Raw genomic sequence first — 16,156 nt, forward strand, 5'->3', positions numbered from 1 at the left:
CGTGACGGCCGCGCGGCGCTGAGGACCGCGGTCGTGACGGCCGCGCGTTGAGCCGGGAGACGGGCCCGGGTGCCGGAAGGTGCCCGGGCCCGTCGGGTTTCGCGGGGCCGGGGCAGCGTGGCGACGGGCCTGCGGGACGCCGTGGTGGGCCGTCGGGGTGACGGTGACGGCGACGAGTCGCCGCGCCGTTCGGCGCAGCCCGAGCGCCGTTCGGCGCAGCGCCTCCCGCGCGGGTCGCGTGACGGTGGTCACACAGCCGTAGCCTCCGGCCGTTACAACGCGTGCTACGACTTCCCGGAGGTCTGTCACATGGCTGCACCGGACCCGGAGGCGCCGCCGACGGCGTCGGCCAGGGCGAAGGACAAAAGCCCCTGGAACTGGTTGCTCTTCATCCCGATCGTGGTGCCGCTGGTCCCGTCGTTCTTCAACGGGGACTCGCCGCGCCTGTTCGGCTTCCCGCGTTTCTACTGGCTCCAGCTCGCCTACATCATCCTCGGCGTGACCACCACGACCGTGGTCTACCAGCTCACCAAGAGGCGGGGTGGCCGCTGATGTGGCGTGACCATCTCACCGAGATCATCATCTTTTCCCTGCTCTTCCTGCTGGTCAGCGGGATGGGTTTCGTGGCTGCCCGGTGGCGTGCGCCGAAGGACATGGCGCACCTCGACGAGTGGGGGCTGGGCGGGCGCAACTTCGGCGGCTGGATCACCTGGTTCCTGGTGGGCGGTGACCTCTACACCGCGTACACCTTCGTCGCGGTGCCGGCGCTGGTGTTCGGAGCCGGCGCGATGGGCTTCTTCGCGGTGCCGTACACCATCGTGATCTACCCGTTGGTGTTCCTGGTGCTGGCCCGCCTCTGGTCGGTCTCGCACCGGCACGGCTTCGTCACCCCTGCCGACTTCGTCCGCAGCCGGTTCGACTCGCCGGTGCTGGCGCTGGTCATCGCGATCACCGGCATCGTGGCGACCATGCCGTACATCGCGTTGCAGCTCGTCGGCATCGAGTCGGTGCTCAAGGCCATGGGCGTGACGGGGGAGAGCACCCTCGCCCGGCACCTGCCGATCATCGTGGCGTTCGCCATCCTGGCCGCCTACACCTACCAGTCGGGGCTGCGCGCGCCGGCGCTGATCGCGTTCGTCAAGGACTCACTGATCTACATCGTGATCCTGGTCGCGATCTTCTACCTGCCGTACAAGTTGGGTGGTTGGGGGGAGATCTTCGACGCGGCGGACGCGAAGTTCGACGCGTCACCCGCGCCCGGCGACGGGGTGTTGCTCAACGCCAACAACCAGCTCCAGTACGTCACGTTGGCGCTCGGCTCGGCGCTTGCGTTGTTCCTCTACCCGCACAGCCTCACCGGCGTGCTGGCCAGCCGGAACCGGGACGTCATCAAGCGGAACATGTCCGCGCTGCCCGCGTACAGCCTGCTGCTCGGTCTGATCGCGCTGCTCGGCTACATGGCGATCGCGGCCGACGTGACGCCGCTGCCCGGGGCGTCGGAGGGCACGGTGGACAACAACACCGTCGTGCCGCTGCTGTTCGACCAGCAGTTCCCGAGCTGGTTCACCGGCGTGGCGTACGCCGCCATCGGCATCGGCGCGCTGGTGCCGGCGGCGATCATGTCGATCGCGGCGGCGAACCTGTTCACCCGCAACATCTACAAGGAGTACCTGCGGCGGAACGCCACCCCGGCGCAGGAGGCGAACGTCTCGAAGATCACCTCGCTGGTGGTCAAGATCGGCGCGGTGGCCTGCATCGTCTTCCTCGACCCGCAGTTCTCCATCGACCTCCAGCTCATCGGCGGCGTGATCATCCTGCAGACGCTGCCCGCGGTGGCGCTGGGCATCTACACCCGCTGGTTCCACCGCGGCGGGTTGGTAGCGGGCTGGGTGGCCGGCATGGGTCTGGGCATGTGGATGCTCTACCAGATCTCCAGCCCGACCCGGAAGCACTTCGCCGGCTCGGCCTTCCCGCTGGAGAAGTTCGGCTTCGACACGCAGAAGACCATCTACGTCGGGATGGTCGCCGTGCTGGTCAACCTGCTGGTCGCGGCCCTGGTGACGCTGGTGCTGCGGGCCGCCAAGGTGGCCGAGGGTGTCGACGGCACCGCGCGGGACGACTACTTCGCCGACGAGGGCGACCCCCGGGTCACCCCCGGCACCCGCACCGACGCGGACGCCGCCCCCGAACCGGTCGCCTGAGACGAAGAGGCCCTCGGTCGACGCCCGGCGTCGGCCGAGGGCCTCTTCGTGCCGTGGCGCGGGCTCGCGTCAGGGGCGGGGTCGGTGCTCCAGGGCCTCGTTGAGCCGACGCAGCATCTCGGCGAGGATGTCCCGGTCCTCCGGCGCCCAGCCGGCCAGGATGTCGCCGTACAGCCGGGTGCGGGCCGCCTGCACCGCCGCCATCCGTTGCAATCCGGTGGGGGTGGGGGAGACCACCATGCCCCGCCCGTCGTGCGGGTCGGGCTCCCTCACGATCAGGCCGTCGCGCTGCATGGCCGAGACCTGCCGGGTCACCGTCGAGCCGTCCAGGTTGAGCCGGGCGGCGAGCGCCGAGATGTTCTGCGGGCCGACGTCGGCCAGGTGTCGCAGGATCACGTACGCGGCGCGGTCGAGCACCCGGTGCTCCGCGCCGGTGCGGCGTCGGGTGGCCTCGCCGAACCGCATCAGCAGCGCCACCTCGGTCTCGATCCGGCCGAGGGTGACCTCGTCGGTGTCGGCTCCCGTGGAGAGGTCCTCGCTCATAGCTGTAGGATACAGGATAAGTACCTGTAAGATACAGCTATCTGGGAGGCGGAGTGGATCGGCGCGCCGAACCGAACCGCAGTGCCATCTACGCCACCACGCTGGTGGCCTTCCTGGCGATCGCCGGCATCGCCGTGGTGGATCCGATCCTGCCGGCCATCGGCGAGGCCATCGGGGTCACCGCCTGGCAGGTCGAACTGCTCTTCACCGCGTACATCGCGGTCATGGCGGTCGGCATGATCCCGGCGACCCTGGCCAGCGGGCGCTTCGGGTTCAAACCGGTGCTGATCACCGGTGTCTCCGTCGTCGGGCTCGCCGCCATCCTCGCGTCCCTCAGCGGGGACATTGTCCAGCTGAGCATCCTGCGTGGCGTCTGGGGCCTCGGTAACGCGATGTTCTTCGCCACCGCCATGGTGGTGCTGGTCAACCTGGCCGTCGACCGGGAGTGGGTCGTCGGGCTCTTCGAGACCGCACTCGGCCTCGGCTTCGCGGTCGGCCCGCTGATCGGCGGCCTGCTCGGAAAGATCACCTGGCGGTTGCCGTTCTTCGTCTGCGGTGTGTTCATGGTGCTCGCCCTGGCGGTGGCCGCCCGGAAGCTGCGCGAACCCGCCAACCGGCAGGCGCCCGTCCGGGTGGGGCAGATCTTCGGCACCTACCGGCGACCCGCGTTCATCGCGCTCTGCCTGGTCACCGCGGCGTACAACTTCGTGTTCTTCGTGGTCCTCGGCTACACGCCGCTCTTCCTGGGTCTCGACGTGGTACCCCTCGGGCTGGCCTTCACCGGCTGGGGCCTCGGTCTGGCCGCCGGCATCCTGGTGATCGGGCACCGGCTCGCCCACCGGATCGGCGCCGTGCAGACCATCGGCGTCGCCATCGTCGGACTGCTCGTCTGCATGGTGCTGTTCGCCACCTCGACCGGCACCGTCGAGTCGCTGATCGTGCTGGTCCTCTCCGGACTCTGCATGGGCCTGGCCAACGCCAACCTCACCGACCTGGCCCTCGGCCTCGGCTCGGCGGACCGCCGGGTCGCCACCGGGGCGTTCAACCTGGTCCGCTGGGGTGCTGCCGCCCCGGCGCCGATCATCTCCGGCAAGCTCGCCGAGCACTCGCTGGGCCTGCCGTACTGGGTCGGCTTCGCGGTGCTCGCCGTTGGCGTGCTGGTCTACCTGGCCACCGCCCACGTGATGGCCGCCGGCTACGGCGAGCGGGTGCTCTGGTCCCGGTGGAACCGGGCCGCCGCCCGCGCCGAGGGCGCCCCGGAGGAGCCGGTCGGCGAGGCGTATTGACTCACCGTCCCCCAACCCGTGCCGCCCCGCCGCACCCCTGCGGCGGGGCGGTGCTGCGTTTCAGGCCCCGCGCGGTCGCGGGCGTGCGTCAGCTGAGGGCACGCGAGAGCAGATAGAGGCCGATCACCGTGCCGAAGAGCACGATCAGGGTCTTCAGCACCATCGGGGGCAGCCGACGCACCAGCCGCGCGCCGACGTACCCGCCGACCAGCGTCGCCGGTGCGACCACAGCGACGGCGGCCCAGTTGACCGGCCCGAAGAGCGCGAACACCACCAGCGTGGTCAGCCCCACCACCGCGGAGAGCAGATTCTTGATCGCGCTGACCCGGGCCAGGGTGGCATCCAGCACCAGGGCCAGGCCGGCCACCAGCATCACCCCGAGCGCCGCGCCGAAGTAGCCCCCGTACACCGCGCCAAGCCCGACGATGGCCTGCACCGTGACCGTACGGCGGCGCGGCGACAGGTCGCGCGGGTGGCCGACCAGCCGGCGCAGCGGGTCCTGGAACGCCAGCACCGCCGTCGCGCCGAGCACCAGGAACGGTACGACCACCTCGAAGGCCCGGGCCGGGGTCGCGAGCAGCACCAGCGATCCGACGATGGTGCCGAGCACGGCGGTGGGCAGCAGGGTGGCCAGCGCGCGTGGACGCGGGAGGTCCATCCGGCTCCCGGCGACGCTCGCCACGTACCCGGGGAAGACCGCCACCGAGTTGCTGACGTTGGCCGGCACCGGGGGCAGCCCGATCGCGATCATCGCGGGAAAGGTGATGAGGGAACCGCCACCGGCCACCGCGTTGACCGTGCCCGCGGCGAGGCCGGCGGCGAGCAGCAGCGCGGCGTGGGAGAGGTCCATGGTCCCACGAGGCTAGTCCCCGCCTGTCCGGTCCGAGCGGGCGGCGGCGTGCCACCCGGTGCGTACGCCATGGCCGTCATCGGGGCGATCCGGCTGACCTGGGCCGATGCCCCGGTACGTCGGTTCCTCGGGTGCGGCGTGGCGGATCGCACACGTGGCACGAGGCCGACGCCGGCACCACCCCCACCCGGAGGTTCGCCGGTCGACCTCTGCGGTGTCTGTGATCGAGCTTGATACCACAGAGGCATCAATATGACTCTGAGGTATCACCGCGAGACACCGATGGCGGCCGCTCTGCGCGGTACGCCCAGCCGGTCGGCGGCACGCGATCGGGTGACCGGGTCAACGGCGGATCTTGGCGCGGTGGGGTGGCAATAGGCGGCGCTCCGCCGTCGTTAGGATGAGAGCGCGACGGACGAGTCGACCGGGCGGTCGCGTCGGCGGGGTTTCGACCCCGCCGCCGAGGAACGTCCGGACTCCACAGGGCAGGGTGGTTGCTAACGGCAACCCGGGGTGACCCGCGGGACAGTGCCACAGAAAACAGACCGCCGACCCCATCGGGGACGGTAAGGGTGAAACGGTGGGGTAAGAGCCCACCAGCACCCCGGGTGACCGGGGTGGCTCGGTAAACCCCACCCGGAGCAAGGCCAAGAAAGGCCGTCACCGCAAGGTGACGACCCGCGCAGACGCTTGAGGGCTGCCCGCCCGATGTCTGCGGGTAGGCCGCTGGAGCCTGCCGGCGACGGTAGGCCGAGATGGATGGCCGCCGCCGGCGCGCGCCTTCGGGTACGCGCCGCGCACAAAATCCGGCGTACAGGTCGACTCGTCCGTCGCCCACCAGCTCAGAGCTTCGATCAAGGCTCTGAGCTGGTTCTATGTTCGGGTGTCGATGGTCGTTCTTGGTCAACTTTGGCCGGCATCTGACGCCCTGAGGACGCCCTGACGCCCTGGAGGCGCCCTGGTCTTGGTCCCGGCCTTGCGCCGGCCTGCCTTGTCGACGTGCCCACGATGCTGGGCTTGCAACTCGTTGGGGCCACGCTGAGGTCAGCTCCCGGACAGACCCTTTGATCCGTAGCTCCGGGCGAACTGGTCCCCTCCGGCCGTCACCGACGTTGGACGGCCTTGGTCGCCGCCTGGCGGCTCTTGCAGCTCGACTGGTTGCTGTACTCCACTGCTGTACTGCTGTACTGCTGTACTGCTGTACTCCCGGGCCCCTCTCCCAACTACCCTCCGAGGATCTACACGCAGGTTCGACGGCGACCCTCTGTCCACATAAGGGGCAGTCATCTCCCGGCACCCGGCCGCAGTAGATCAACTCCCAGTGGTTCTTCGAAGTATCGACGAGCGGGGGCGTTGGCGGTTGCCATGATCCAGTAACGTCCGAGCGGCAACTGCTCTCGGTATGGGGGAACCCTTGATGAATTCGTTCAGTTCTCGTCGCCTGCTCGCCTGGACCGCGCCCGTGGCGCTCGCGGTGACCGCGCTCGCCCCGGCCCTGCCGGCCCAGGCCGCGGCCACGCCAAGGTCCACTCCCACCGTCGTCACTGGTCCGGTTGACAAGGACCTCAACGGTGACGGTGTCCCCGACCTGGTCGCTGTCGGCGGTCCAGGCACCGGCCTCGACTCCGGCGTCTGGTCCGCGCTCGGCGTCAAGTCCGCCAAGACCGGCGTCGGTACCGGCCGGGTGCAAACTCCGGCCACCAACATCGGCCTACACGGCACCGGTGCCCTCAGCAACGACGCGACCGCCTTCGATGGCACCCAGGTCATGACCGGCCGCTTCTATGGCATCGACCGTCAGGACTTCCTCTACTATCATCCGACCGGTATCCGCGCTGGCGGGGGCGGCATCGTGGGCGGCGCAGGCGACGGCACGATGCTCGACCCGCGGCGCGACGCGAATACGAGCCTTTTCATGTATGACCTCCTGCTCGATGCCAACGGCAACAGCCCTCTTCAGTTGGTAAGCGCGTTCCAGGCCGACGGCGTCGACAACTCCGGAGCCGGCATCCCGGACCTGTTCGGCGTCTCCGGCGACGCCACCAACGGCTACCGGCTCGGCTACCTCCCCAACATCGGGGCACCGGGCCTGAACGTCGGGGTCACCGCGCTGACCAATCCCACCCCGACCGGCGGTACCGACTGGCAGAACTGGAGCCTCGCCAGCACCGAGACTGCCTCCGGGATCGCACTGTTCCTGCGCAACGCCGGCACCGGTGACCTGTACCTGTGGAGCGGCGTCACCATGGTCGACAACGGTGACGGCACCGGCACGCTGACCCACACCCAGTACCAAGTGGCAGCGAACTGGAACACCGGCGTCACCATCGGCACCCTGGAGGCCGCCGACATCAACACCGACGGCACCCCCGACCTGTGGGCGGTCTTCACCGACGGCACCTACCGGGCGTACCTGATCTCCGACCTGACCACCGACAGCGCCGCGACGGTCACCGCCACCCGCGCACGACCGCTTGTCTAACCACCTTGGCCGCGCCGCCATCCGGCAACGCGTTCCAGACCGGTCAGGCCGTCGAGTCTGACTGAAAATCGGAAGGTCGGCGGTTCTGACCCCGCCCCTGGCCACATAGCCTTTCGCCGGGCTACAGAGAGATCCCCACCAGCGGAAACGCGGTGGGGATCTTGCTTTTGGCGCCCTATCCGCATCGATCGCCGTTGCCCGTGGTTGACCGCTCTTAGCCGGGATCACCGCCACAAGTTGCACGTTGGCTGCACGGCTCCCAGCACTGCGCGCCCGCCTCTCAACGTCATCGTCACCATGGGCTGCGGCGATCCCTGCCCCGTCTTTCCCGGGTCACCGCATCGCGCTCGATAAGCTGCCATCCCGATGCTCCTGTGGAGGTCAAGGGGTGAGGGCGGCGAAGTCTGCGTGTAGGGCGGTGTAGACGTCGCGGACGATGTAGCGCTTCAGGCAGCGGAGGATTTCCTGCTTGCTGAGGCCTTCGGTGATGCGTCGTTGCTGGTAGGCGCGGGTGCGTGGGTCGTAGCGCATGCGGCAGAGGGCGATGGTGTGCAGGGCGTGGTTGGCGCCGCGGTCGCCTCCGCGGTGCAGGCGGTGGCGGCGCACCCGTCCGGAGCTTGCGGGGATGGGTGCGGCGCCGCAGAGGTGGGCCAGGGCAGCTTCGGAGTGCAGTCGGTCTGGGTTGTCGCCGGCGGTGGTGAGCAGTTGGGCCGCGACGTCGGGGCCGACACCGAACAGGGCGGTGGTGCGGGGCGCGGCTTTCTGGACGATGGGTGTCACCTGCCGGTCGAGGGTGGTGATCTCCTCGGTGAGGGCGGTGACCCTGCGGGCGAGCCCGACCAGGGCTGCGGCGGTGGCGTGCTCCGGCTCGTCGAGTTTGGCCGGGTCGTAGGTCGGTGCGGCGGACCGGCTGACCAGCACGGCGGCGCTGACCCCTGGTCAGGTGGGCTCGCAAGGGCTCGGGGGCGGCGGCGACCAGGCCGCGCATCTGATTTAGGGCGGCGGTGCGGGCCTTGACCGCTCCTCGGCGGGCGACCCTGAGGGCGCGAATCGCCTCGACCGGCCCGGTGCGGGTTTTCGGGGTGCCCATGGCGGTGCCGGCGAGGGTTGCCCGGGCGGCGGCGATAGCGTCGATCGGGTCGGTCAGGTAGCGGGCCAGGCCGGCCCCGTAGCTGTCGGTGCCCTCCACGCCCACGGCCGTGAGCCGCCCGAAGGAGCGCAGCCAAGCCAGAAGATCCGCATATCCGGCGGTGGTCGCGGGAAACTCGGCGTCGCCCAGGAAGCCGCCGGTGCTGTCGATGACGGCGGCGTGGTGGGTGTCGCGGTGGGTGTCGACACCACCGATAACCGATCGCTTCTTCGCTGCCATGCTGGTGAGGTCCGCCTTTCTCGGTCGAGTCGAGAACACGTGGACACGTCACCGGTCAGGCGATACGGACAACACAGTGGTGGGCGCCTCTCGCACAGGCTCCTATCAAGTCACGACGCCTGACCGGTGACATGCAGCTGCCGGGCCACCGAGCCGGCCGACGAATCGGCATCAAGACAGCAACCGTCGGTCTGCCGGTGAGTCAGACCAACCCGGCGACCCACCCCACCATCCTCACTGTCTGCCGCCGACTCACACTTCGGTGGAGCGGTGCCTGGCGCGCTCGGTTTGCCTGAGTCGGCGGTGGGCGGGATGGCTTTCTAGGGCCTGCACGTCCCGACCTGCGCAACCAATGCACGTGTTGCGGCACTTCTACGCCTCGGCGCTCCTGGACGCGGGGGAGAGCATCAGGCGCTTGCGTCCTAGCTCGGGCACGCCGGCCTCGGATTCACGCTCCGGGTCTACACCCATCTGATGCCCTCCAGCGAGGAACGCACCCGCCAGGCCATCGACAACCTCTTTCCGGAGGTACACCGAAGCGACGGTGACGCCCTGCGGACGCCCTGAGAGCCAGAACCACAGCTGTTTCCGCAGTTCACAGGGCATGTTGAGTTCAAAATCCGGCGTACAGGTCGACTCGTCCGTCGCCCACCAGAGAGCCGGACCGCTCGTCGCAGGGCCGGGCGGATGCGTGGCAGCCGGCCGAGACCGGCGGTGGTGGGCGGCGCGTGAGCTCGCCTCTATGGTGGACCGATGGCGTCGGTCAGGCAGGTTCAGGTCACCTTCGATTGCGCGGAGCCCGAGCGGGCGGCCCGGTTCTGGTGCGAGGTGCTGGGGTACGTCGTACCGCCGCCACCGGAGGGGTTTGCCAGCTGGGGCGATGTCGACAGCGCGCTGCCACCCGAGCGTCAGGGTTCCGCGTTCGCATGCGTCGATCCCTCGGGAGTGGGGCCGCGGCTGTACTTCCAGCGGGTTCCCGAAGGCAAGGTCGTCAAGAATCGGCTGCATCTTGACGTGCGGGTCGGTACCGGGCTCGTGGGTGAGGAGCGCCTGACCGCACTTGAGGCCGAATGTGCGCGGCTGGTCGCGCTCGGCGCGGTACGCGTGCGACTGCTGCCTGCCGATGACGAGAACGAGTCGTGCATGGTGATGCAGGACATCGAGGGCAACGAGTTCTGTCTGGCCTGACTGGCCGGGCGGCGCGCCACGTGCTCGGCGGCCTCGCAGCCTGGTAGGCGCTCGGTAACGTCGATGGCATGACCCTCGTGGTGGTGTCCGTCGTCGTGTTCGTGGTGTTGCTGGTCGCGGCCTTCGTCTTCGTCGGCTGGCGGGACCGCGAGCGGCTCTCCTCTGCCGAGGATTCGGCTGCCGCCCGCGATGCGGCGGCTGTGCAGGAGCGGCACGCAGCCGAGCGTCATGTCGTCCAGGGCGAGGTGTGGCGGCGCGGTCAGATTCCCAACAGCTGATCAACCTCCCGTCACCCCATCCCTATCACATTTAAAGTGTTTCCTAAGGGTGTTAGGCTTGGTCCTATGGTTCCCCTGACCGAGTCTGCCATCCGCGCCGCCTTCGTCAACCTCACGAAGGGCGAGGCCAAGCGTCTGGCGGTGCCGATCGACCTGGCCGAACGGCCCTGGGCCGACCTCGACTTCTTCGGGTGGCGTGACCTCTCCGCCCCGGAGCGGGCCTACCTGATCGCCGAGTCCGGATCAGGGCCCGTCGGCGTGGCGCTGCGGGTGGCGCCGCACACCGGTCGGGCGCGGCGCAGCATGTGCTCGCTCTGCCTGACCACGCACACCGGTGACGGCGTGTCGCTGATGACGGCGCGCAAGGCCGGTCCGGACGGGCGGCAGGGCAACTCCGTCGGGGCGTACATCTGCACCGACCTGGCCTGCTCGCTCTACCTGCGTGGGAAGAAGAACGCCGGACGGCGGATCGAGGAGTCGATCACCCTGACCGAGAAGATCGAGCGCACCTCGACCAACCTCGCCGGCCTTCTGCGCAAGGTGGTCGGCTGACCCCTGACGACCGGGCCGGTGGAGCGACGGTCCGGGGCGGGGGCACCCGGGACGACGTCCGACTCCGGGCGCGCCGCGAGAGGAGACGGCACGGCCCGCGGCGGCACGGCTCGGCAACCGGTGTGCTGCTCGTCGGGCAGCCGGCGGCACGGCGTGGATCCGATCAGGAATGGCCGCCTTCGCCGGTACGCCGCTGGTTGTCCGGCTGAGTCTCGAACCGCGTTCCCGGCCCCGCGACCTCGTCGCGCGACGTGCCGCCGATGGCGTCCGACCGTGCCGCGGCGACGATCCGCTCCGCCTCACGTCTGGCCTCGTCGACGACCGCCTCGGCCTGCTCCTCGGCCAGCCGGAGGATTCGCTCGACGGCCGGGCCCAGGGCCGCGAAGGTGGCCGGCCGTTCAGCGGACGGGTTCTGCGGATCGGCGACGGGATTGGTCTCCGCACCGAAGAACGAGAGTGCGATGCCGACCAGGCAGGCGCCGACGGCCCATGGGATGGCGGCCGGGCCGACGCCCGCGCCGACCCAGACGCCGACACCGACGCCGAACGACGACAACGCCAGCAGCATGACACCTCTGCGCATCGCTCCTCCTCCGGCCGAAGGTCCGGTAGTGGCCGCCGCTTCACAGTGCATGCGGGGTCAAATCCGCGATGCCGCTCGGCGCGCGGGCCCGGGCGGGGAGCGCTAGCCTTCGCGGATGCATCGAAGTCGGAGCTATGCCCTGCTGATCGACACCCCTCGGAACGAGGCGGACCAGGCGGCCGCCTTCTGGTCGGCGGCGCTCGGTGTCCGCGCCGAGCCGTACGCGCCGGAACCGCAGTTCACGAGCCTGCACGGCGCCCTGCCCGGACTGGTCCTCGCCGTCCAGGCGGTGGACGACACGCCCCGGTTCCATCTCGACATCGAGACGGACGACGTCGAGGCGGAGACGGCGCGCCTGGTCGGGCTGGGAGCCACACCGGTGACGCAGTGGGAGGAGTGCCGCGTCCTGCGCGCGCCCGGCGGGCACCTGGTCTGCGTACTGCCGGTGGAGTCCGCGCCGGAGGTCTTCGACGCCGAGGCGCGCACCTGGCCGTGACCCGCTGACCGCGCCGGGCGGATCCGCACCCCGGTACGTCGCCGGGCGGCGGACTACCGGGGCACGTCCCGGTCGTCCCAGGCCGTGCCGGCGGGCAGGTAGAACGTCTCTGCCGTGTCGCCCAGCGCCTGCTCGATGACGAGCCGGGCGTGCGCGTCGAGCGCGGGCAGCCGGTCGGGCGCGAACCACTCGACGGCTTCGGACTCGTCGTCGTTGACCCGGGCGTCTCCGCCGAGCAGCCGGCACTCGAAGCCGAGGTTCAGGTACTCGCAGCGGTCGCCGTTGGGATAGGTGTGCGGGTGCGACACGACGCTGGAGAGCCGAATCGGCTCGACGTCCAGACCGGTTTCCTCCCGGACTTCCCGGGCCACCGCCGTGGCCGGTTGCTCACCCGGCTCGACGATGCCGCTCACCACCGACCACCGACCGTCGTCGGCCCGCTTGCCGAGCAGCAGCTCGCCGGCGTCGTTGCGGACCACCGCGCTCACGCTCGGCAGCCAGAGCAGGTCGTGGCCGATGTGCTTGCGCATCCGCAGGATGTAGTCGGGTATCACCCGGCGACGATAACCTCGGCGGCCACGCCGGTGGAGGCCGGGATCAGCCGGGTCGATTCCCGGAAGCGCGGCGGACGATGCTCCCCGCCCTGTCTTTTTTGTCGGATTCTGGCCCGCGACGCCCACAGCCTCTCTACTGTGGAGGCCATCGGCGACTTGTGGTGTTCCGGTGGCGGCCGGTGGGTACGCGGTGCACAGTGATCTCATGAGCGACAGCGGACTTGGTGAGCACTACTACTGGTGCACCCGACACCACCGGGTCGAGACCGATGCCGATGTGTGTCCGGCGAGGCACGTTCTCGGCCCGTACGCCTCGGCCGCCGACGCGGAGAACGCGCTGCAGAGAGTGCAGGAGCGGAACGAAGCGTGGGACGCCGAGGACGCCCGCTGGGCCGGGGAGGACAGGTAGACGGCGCGGGACGGCCCGCGTCGAGGTACTCAGTGTTCCGCGAGGAGACACGCGAGAGCACGTCCCCAAGGAGGGAACCGAGATGGCCGTGACACCGAAGGCCACCCGCCCGGCCGCGAAACGTACCACCGCGAAGAAGACCGCCGCGGCGGAGCGGAACACGACCGCGGGCCGGACCACGCCCGCGCGCCGGACCACCGCAACGGCCGCCAAGGCGCCGGCCAAGAAGGCGGCCGGCGGGGCGGGCCGTGCCCCGGCGAAGAAGACCACCGCGGCCAAGGCCCCCGCCAAGAAGGCGGCGACCAAGGCCTCGACCACCGCCCGAAAGGCCGCGGGCACCGCGAAGAAGGCACCGGCCAAGGCCCCGACGGCCGCGAAGAAGACCACGGGCGCGGCCAAGAAGACCACGGCGGCGGCCAAGCGCACCACCACGGCGGCGGCCAGGAAGACGACGGCGGCGGCCCGCAAGTCCACGAGCGCGGCCAAGAAGACCGCCACCGGCGCCGCGAGGAAGACCACGAGCACCGCGAAGAAGACCACCGGCGCGGCGAAGAAGACCGCCGCGAAGAAGGCCCCGGCCAAGCGGACCACCGCCACCACCCGCCCGACGGCCGCGCGCAGCACCGCCGCGAAGAAGGCCCCGGCCCGGAAGACGACCGGCACCACCGCGGGCGTCGCGCGGAAGGCGGCGGCGAAGAAGGCCCCGGCGAAGAAGACGCCGGCGCGCAAGGCCACTCCGACCACCACGCGGGCCACCACCGCCCGCGGCGCCACGGTGGCGGCCCGCAAGTCCGCCCCTTGACCCGCGCCGCCGGCGATTCCGGAGTACGCGACACCCGGTCCGGCCGTCGGCACCCGCACCACCGTGCGGCGGGGTCGGCTCCCGTCGACCGGTCCGTCGTACTCTCCAGCCGGCACGGACGTCGGTCACATCCGCCAGCCTGACGTCGTTGCGCGGCAGCGGCGTACCGCTGTCGCACAGCGGGTGGGCCGCCCGGGTCGGGCGGATCGCCTGTCGCACTGTCAGGATGGGCGCGTGGTCATCCGACGCGTCCTCGCGCCCCGTATCGACTTCGCCGCGCTGCGCCGCGAGCTGGGACTCCCCGAGGAGTTCCCGGCCGCGGCGCGGCGTGAGGCCGACGCCGCGGCCGCCGACCCACCGCGACCCGCCGTCGACCGCACCGACGTCCCGTTCGTGACGGTGGACCCGGCCGGCTCCCGTGACCTGGACCAGGCGATGCACCTCAGCCGACGCCCCGGGGGCGGCTACCGGGTGCGGTACGCGATCGCCGACGTGGCCGCGCACGTCCGTCCCGGCGGCGCCTTGGACGACGAGACCTGGCGCCGAGGCCAGACGGTCTACCTGCCGGACGGCAACGTGCCGCTGCATCCGGAGACCCTGAGCGAGGGCGCGGCGAGCCTGCTCCCTGACGTCGACCGCGCAGCCGTCGTGTGGACCATCGACCTCGACGCCGACTGCGCGACGGTCGCGGTCGAGTTGGAACGCGCGCTCGTCCGCAGCCGGGCCAAGTTGGACTACGCGGGGGTGCAGGCCCAGGCCGACGCCGGCCGGCTGCCCGAACCGATCGCCCTGCTTCCCGAGATCGGCGTACGGCTGACCGCGCGCGGCCTGCACCGTGGAGCGATCAACCTGCCGCTGCCCGAGCAGGACGTCGAGGCCGACGGCGACGGCTGGCGGCTGGTGCTGCGCGGCCCGGCGCCGATGGAGGAGCACAACGCCCAGATCTCCCTGCTCACCGGAATGGCCGCGGCCGACATCATGCTCGCCGGGCGGATCGGTCTGCTCCGTACGATGCCAGCGCCGAAGCCGGAGGCAGTGGAACGGCTGCGTATGGCGGCAGCGCCGCTGGGCGTCCACTGGCCCGAAGGCGCCGGCCCCGGTGAGGTGATCGCCGCGCTCGACCCCGCACAGCCGCGGGCGGCGGCGTTCATCGACCAGGCCGCCGAACTGATGCGCGGTGCGGCGTACACCGCCTTCGACGGGGAGTTGCCGCAGCGTCCGGAGCACGGCGGGGTCGCGGCCGCGTACGCCCATGTCACGGCCCCGCTGCGTCGGCTGGCCGACCGGTACGCGACCGAGGTCTGCCTGGCCCTGCACGAAGGCCGGCCGGTGCCCGACTGGGTGCGTGCGGCGTTGCCCCGGTTGCCGGAGGTGATGGCGACGACCGACCGGATGGCCTCCGCCGCCACCCGTGGCGCCGTCGAGCTCACCGAGGCGGTGCTTCTCGCGGACCGGGTAGGGGAGATCTTCGACGCGGCCGTGCTCGACGTCGACGCACCGCCGAGCGCCCGTTCCCGGCCGCGGCCGCCCGGCGGGACCGTGGCCCTGGACACTCCGCCGGTCCGCTCCCGCTGCCTCGGTGACCTGCCGCTCGGCGAACGGATCCAGGTCCGCCTCGTCACCGCCGACCCGGCCGGCCGGACCGTGCTCTTCGAACGCGCCTGACCCGCGACCCTCGTCACCGGCGGCGTGGCCGGAGCCGCGCCCGTCACCGGCGGCGCGGCCGGGCTGCGCTCGTCGCACAGCCGGTGCGCGACCGGACTCGGGCGACCCGTTCGTCGTGGCGGTGCCTGCCTTGCCGAGCGTGGCCGCGGGTTTGCGAGGATGAGGCCATGGCATACGACGCGAGCACGCTGCCCGACGTGTCCGGACTGACCGTCGGCATCATCGGCGGCACCGGTGACCAGGGACGAGGCCTCGCCTACCGGTTCGCCCGGGCGGGCCAGGCAGTGCTGATCGGTTCGCGCTCCGCCGAGCGGGCGGCCGCGTCGGCGGAGGAGATCGCGGCGCTGCCGGGCGTAGCGGCCGGGACGAGCGTGGCCGGCGCGGACAACGAGGAGGTGGCCCGGCGCAGCGACGTGGTCATCATCGCGGTGCCGTGGGACGGCCACGCGGCCACCGTGTCGGGCCTCGCCGAGCCACTCGCCGGCAAGATCGTCGTCGACTGCGTCAACCCGCTCGGTTTCGACAAGCAGGGCCCGTACCCCCTGCAGGTGCCGGAGGGCAGCGCGGTGCAGCAGGCGGCCGGGCTGCTGCCCGACTCCCGGGTCTGCGCGGCGTTCAACCACGTCAGCGCGCCGCTGCTGGCCGACCCGGAGATCGACCGGATCGAACTGGACGTGCTGATCTGCACCGAGGACCGGGAACTCGTGGGTGTCGTCGCCGCACTCGCCGCCCGGATCCCCGGCATGCGCGGCATCTACGCCGGTCGGCTGCGTAACGCGCACCAGATCGAGGCGTTCACCGCAAACCTGATCGCCATCAACAAGCGCTACAAGGCCCACGCCGGCATCCGCGTCACCGACCTCTGACGTCGTACCCGTGCGGCATCCTCGCCGCATGG

The 16,156-nt window shown here is 70.9% G+C and carries 16 protein-coding genes, 1 other RNA gene and 1 pseudogene; 13 read left to right on the top strand and 5 right to left on the bottom strand.

The genetic code is table 11. The annotated features are described in order from the left end of the window. Positions 1-309 precede the first annotated feature (309 nt). Together AB0F98_RS23690 and mctP are read left to right on the top strand one after the other, a co-directional pair. Positions 310-552 carry a DUF3311 domain-containing protein gene (locus AB0F98_RS23690; RefSeq protein ID WP_357738887.1) on the top strand — a complete coding sequence of 81 codons (243 nt, stop codon included), beginning with the start codon at positions 310-312 and terminating at the stop codon, positions 550-552. After that, positions 552-2,201 (top strand): monocarboxylate uptake permease MctP, encoded by a 1,650-nt coding sequence (gene mctP / locus AB0F98_RS23695; RefSeq protein ID WP_357738890.1) that lies wholly within the window; start codon positions 552-554, stop codon positions 2,199-2,201. The genes AB0F98_RS23690 and mctP overlap by 1 nt, the downstream gene beginning before the upstream one ends. Positions 2,202-2,270: 69 nt before the next feature. On the opposite strand, the gene AB0F98_RS23700 is transcribed toward mctP, so the two are convergent. After that, positions 2,271-2,744, bottom strand: coding sequence for a MarR family winged helix-turn-helix transcriptional regulator (locus tag AB0F98_RS23700; RefSeq protein WP_357738893.1), 474 nt, complete (start codon positions 2,742-2,744; stop codon positions 2,271-2,273). Positions 2,745-2,797: 53 nt separating this feature from the next. Between AB0F98_RS23700 and AB0F98_RS23705 the strand changes: the two genes are divergently transcribed. Further along, the gene (locus AB0F98_RS23705) at positions 2,798-4,030 is read left to right on the top strand and encodes an MFS transporter (protein WP_357738896.1); all 1,233 of its coding nucleotides are present in this window, start codon (positions 2,798-2,800) and stop codon (positions 4,028-4,030) included. An 88-nt stretch (positions 4,031-4,118) separates the two neighbouring features. Here AB0F98_RS23705 and AB0F98_RS23710 read toward each other — a convergent pair whose 3' ends face one another. Further along, positions 4,119-4,880 (bottom strand): sulfite exporter TauE/SafE family protein, encoded by a 762-nt coding sequence (locus AB0F98_RS23710; protein WP_357738899.1) that lies wholly within the window; start codon positions 4,878-4,880, stop codon positions 4,119-4,121. A 416-nt stretch (positions 4,881-5,296) separates the two neighbouring features. On the opposite strand from AB0F98_RS23710, the gene rnpB reads away from it, so the two are divergent. Continuing rightward, positions 5,297-5,710, top strand: an RNA gene (rnpB, locus tag AB0F98_RS23715) — RNase P RNA component class A. A gap of 587 nt (positions 5,711-6,297) precedes the next feature. Then, positions 6,298-7,362 carry a hypothetical protein gene (locus AB0F98_RS23720; protein ID WP_357738902.1) on the top strand — a complete coding sequence of 355 codons (1,065 nt, stop codon included), beginning with the start codon at positions 6,298-6,300 and terminating at the stop codon, positions 7,360-7,362. A gap of 381 nt (positions 7,363-7,743) precedes the next feature. Here AB0F98_RS23720 and AB0F98_RS23725 read toward each other — a convergent pair. Further along, a pseudogene (locus AB0F98_RS23725) lies at positions 7,744-8,731 on the bottom strand (transposase). A 753-nt stretch (positions 8,732-9,484) separates the two neighbouring features. Between AB0F98_RS23725 and AB0F98_RS23730 the strand changes: the two are divergent. From AB0F98_RS23730 to AB0F98_RS23740, 3 genes are all read left to right on the top strand, one after another. Beyond that, complete coding sequence (locus tag AB0F98_RS23730; protein ID WP_357738905.1) at positions 9,485-9,919, top strand: VOC family protein; 435 nt, start codon at positions 9,485-9,487, stop codon at positions 9,917-9,919. Between the two features lie 68 nt (positions 9,920-9,987). After that, entirely contained in the window at positions 9,988-10,197 is a 210-nt protein-coding gene (locus tag AB0F98_RS23735) for a hypothetical protein (protein ID WP_357738907.1), read from the top strand. 66 nt (positions 10,198-10,263) lie between these two features. Further along, entirely contained in the window at positions 10,264-10,749 is a 486-nt protein-coding gene (locus AB0F98_RS23740; protein ID WP_357738910.1) for an FBP domain-containing protein, read from the top strand. Between the two features lie 163 nt (positions 10,750-10,912). Here the strand turns inward: AB0F98_RS23740 and AB0F98_RS23745 are convergent, their stop codons facing one another. Next, entirely contained in the window at positions 10,913-11,332 is a 420-nt protein-coding gene (locus AB0F98_RS23745) for a hypothetical protein (RefSeq protein ID WP_357738913.1), read from the bottom strand. Positions 11,333-11,447: 115 nt separating this feature from the next. Between AB0F98_RS23745 and AB0F98_RS23750 the strand changes: the two genes are divergently transcribed. Then, entirely contained in the window at positions 11,448-11,828 is a 381-nt protein-coding gene (locus tag AB0F98_RS23750; RefSeq protein ID WP_357738916.1) for a VOC family protein, read from the top strand. Positions 11,829-11,881: 53 nt separating this feature from the next. Here AB0F98_RS23750 and AB0F98_RS23755 read toward each other — a convergent pair whose 3' ends face one another. Next, on the bottom strand, positions 11,882-12,382 hold the full coding sequence (locus AB0F98_RS23755) for an NUDIX domain-containing protein (protein ID WP_357738919.1): 501 nt from the start codon (positions 12,380-12,382) through the stop codon (positions 11,882-11,884). A gap of 205 nt (positions 12,383-12,587) precedes the next feature. Here AB0F98_RS23755 and AB0F98_RS23760 point away from each other — a divergent pair, with 205 nt between their 5' ends. The 4 genes from AB0F98_RS23760 to npdG all read left to right on the top strand — a co-directional run bounded on the left by AB0F98_RS23760 (position 12,588) and on the right by npdG (position 16,124). Continuing rightward, positions 12,588-12,791 (top strand): hypothetical protein, encoded by a 204-nt coding sequence (locus AB0F98_RS23760; RefSeq protein WP_357738922.1) that lies wholly within the window; start codon positions 12,588-12,590, stop codon positions 12,789-12,791. 82 nt (positions 12,792-12,873) lie between these two features. Next, positions 12,874-13,593, top strand: a complete 720-nt coding sequence (locus AB0F98_RS23765) for a histone (RefSeq protein WP_357738925.1) — start codon at positions 12,874-12,876, stop codon at positions 13,591-13,593. Positions 13,594-13,827: 234 nt separating this feature from the next. Further along, positions 13,828-15,258, top strand: coding sequence for an RNB domain-containing ribonuclease (locus tag AB0F98_RS23770; protein ID WP_357738928.1), 1,431 nt, complete (start codon positions 13,828-13,830; stop codon positions 15,256-15,258). A 167-nt stretch (positions 15,259-15,425) separates the two neighbouring features. After that, on the top strand, positions 15,426-16,124 hold the full coding sequence (gene npdG, locus AB0F98_RS23775; RefSeq protein WP_357738931.1) for an NADPH-dependent F420 reductase: 699 nt from the start codon (positions 15,426-15,428) through the stop codon (positions 16,122-16,124). Positions 16,125-16,156 lie beyond the last annotated feature (32 nt).

The organism is Micromonospora sp. NPDC023737, assembly GCF_040639715.1.
In the GTDB taxonomy this organism is placed as follows: domain Bacteria; phylum Actinomycetota; class Actinomycetes; order Mycobacteriales; family Micromonosporaceae; genus Micromonospora.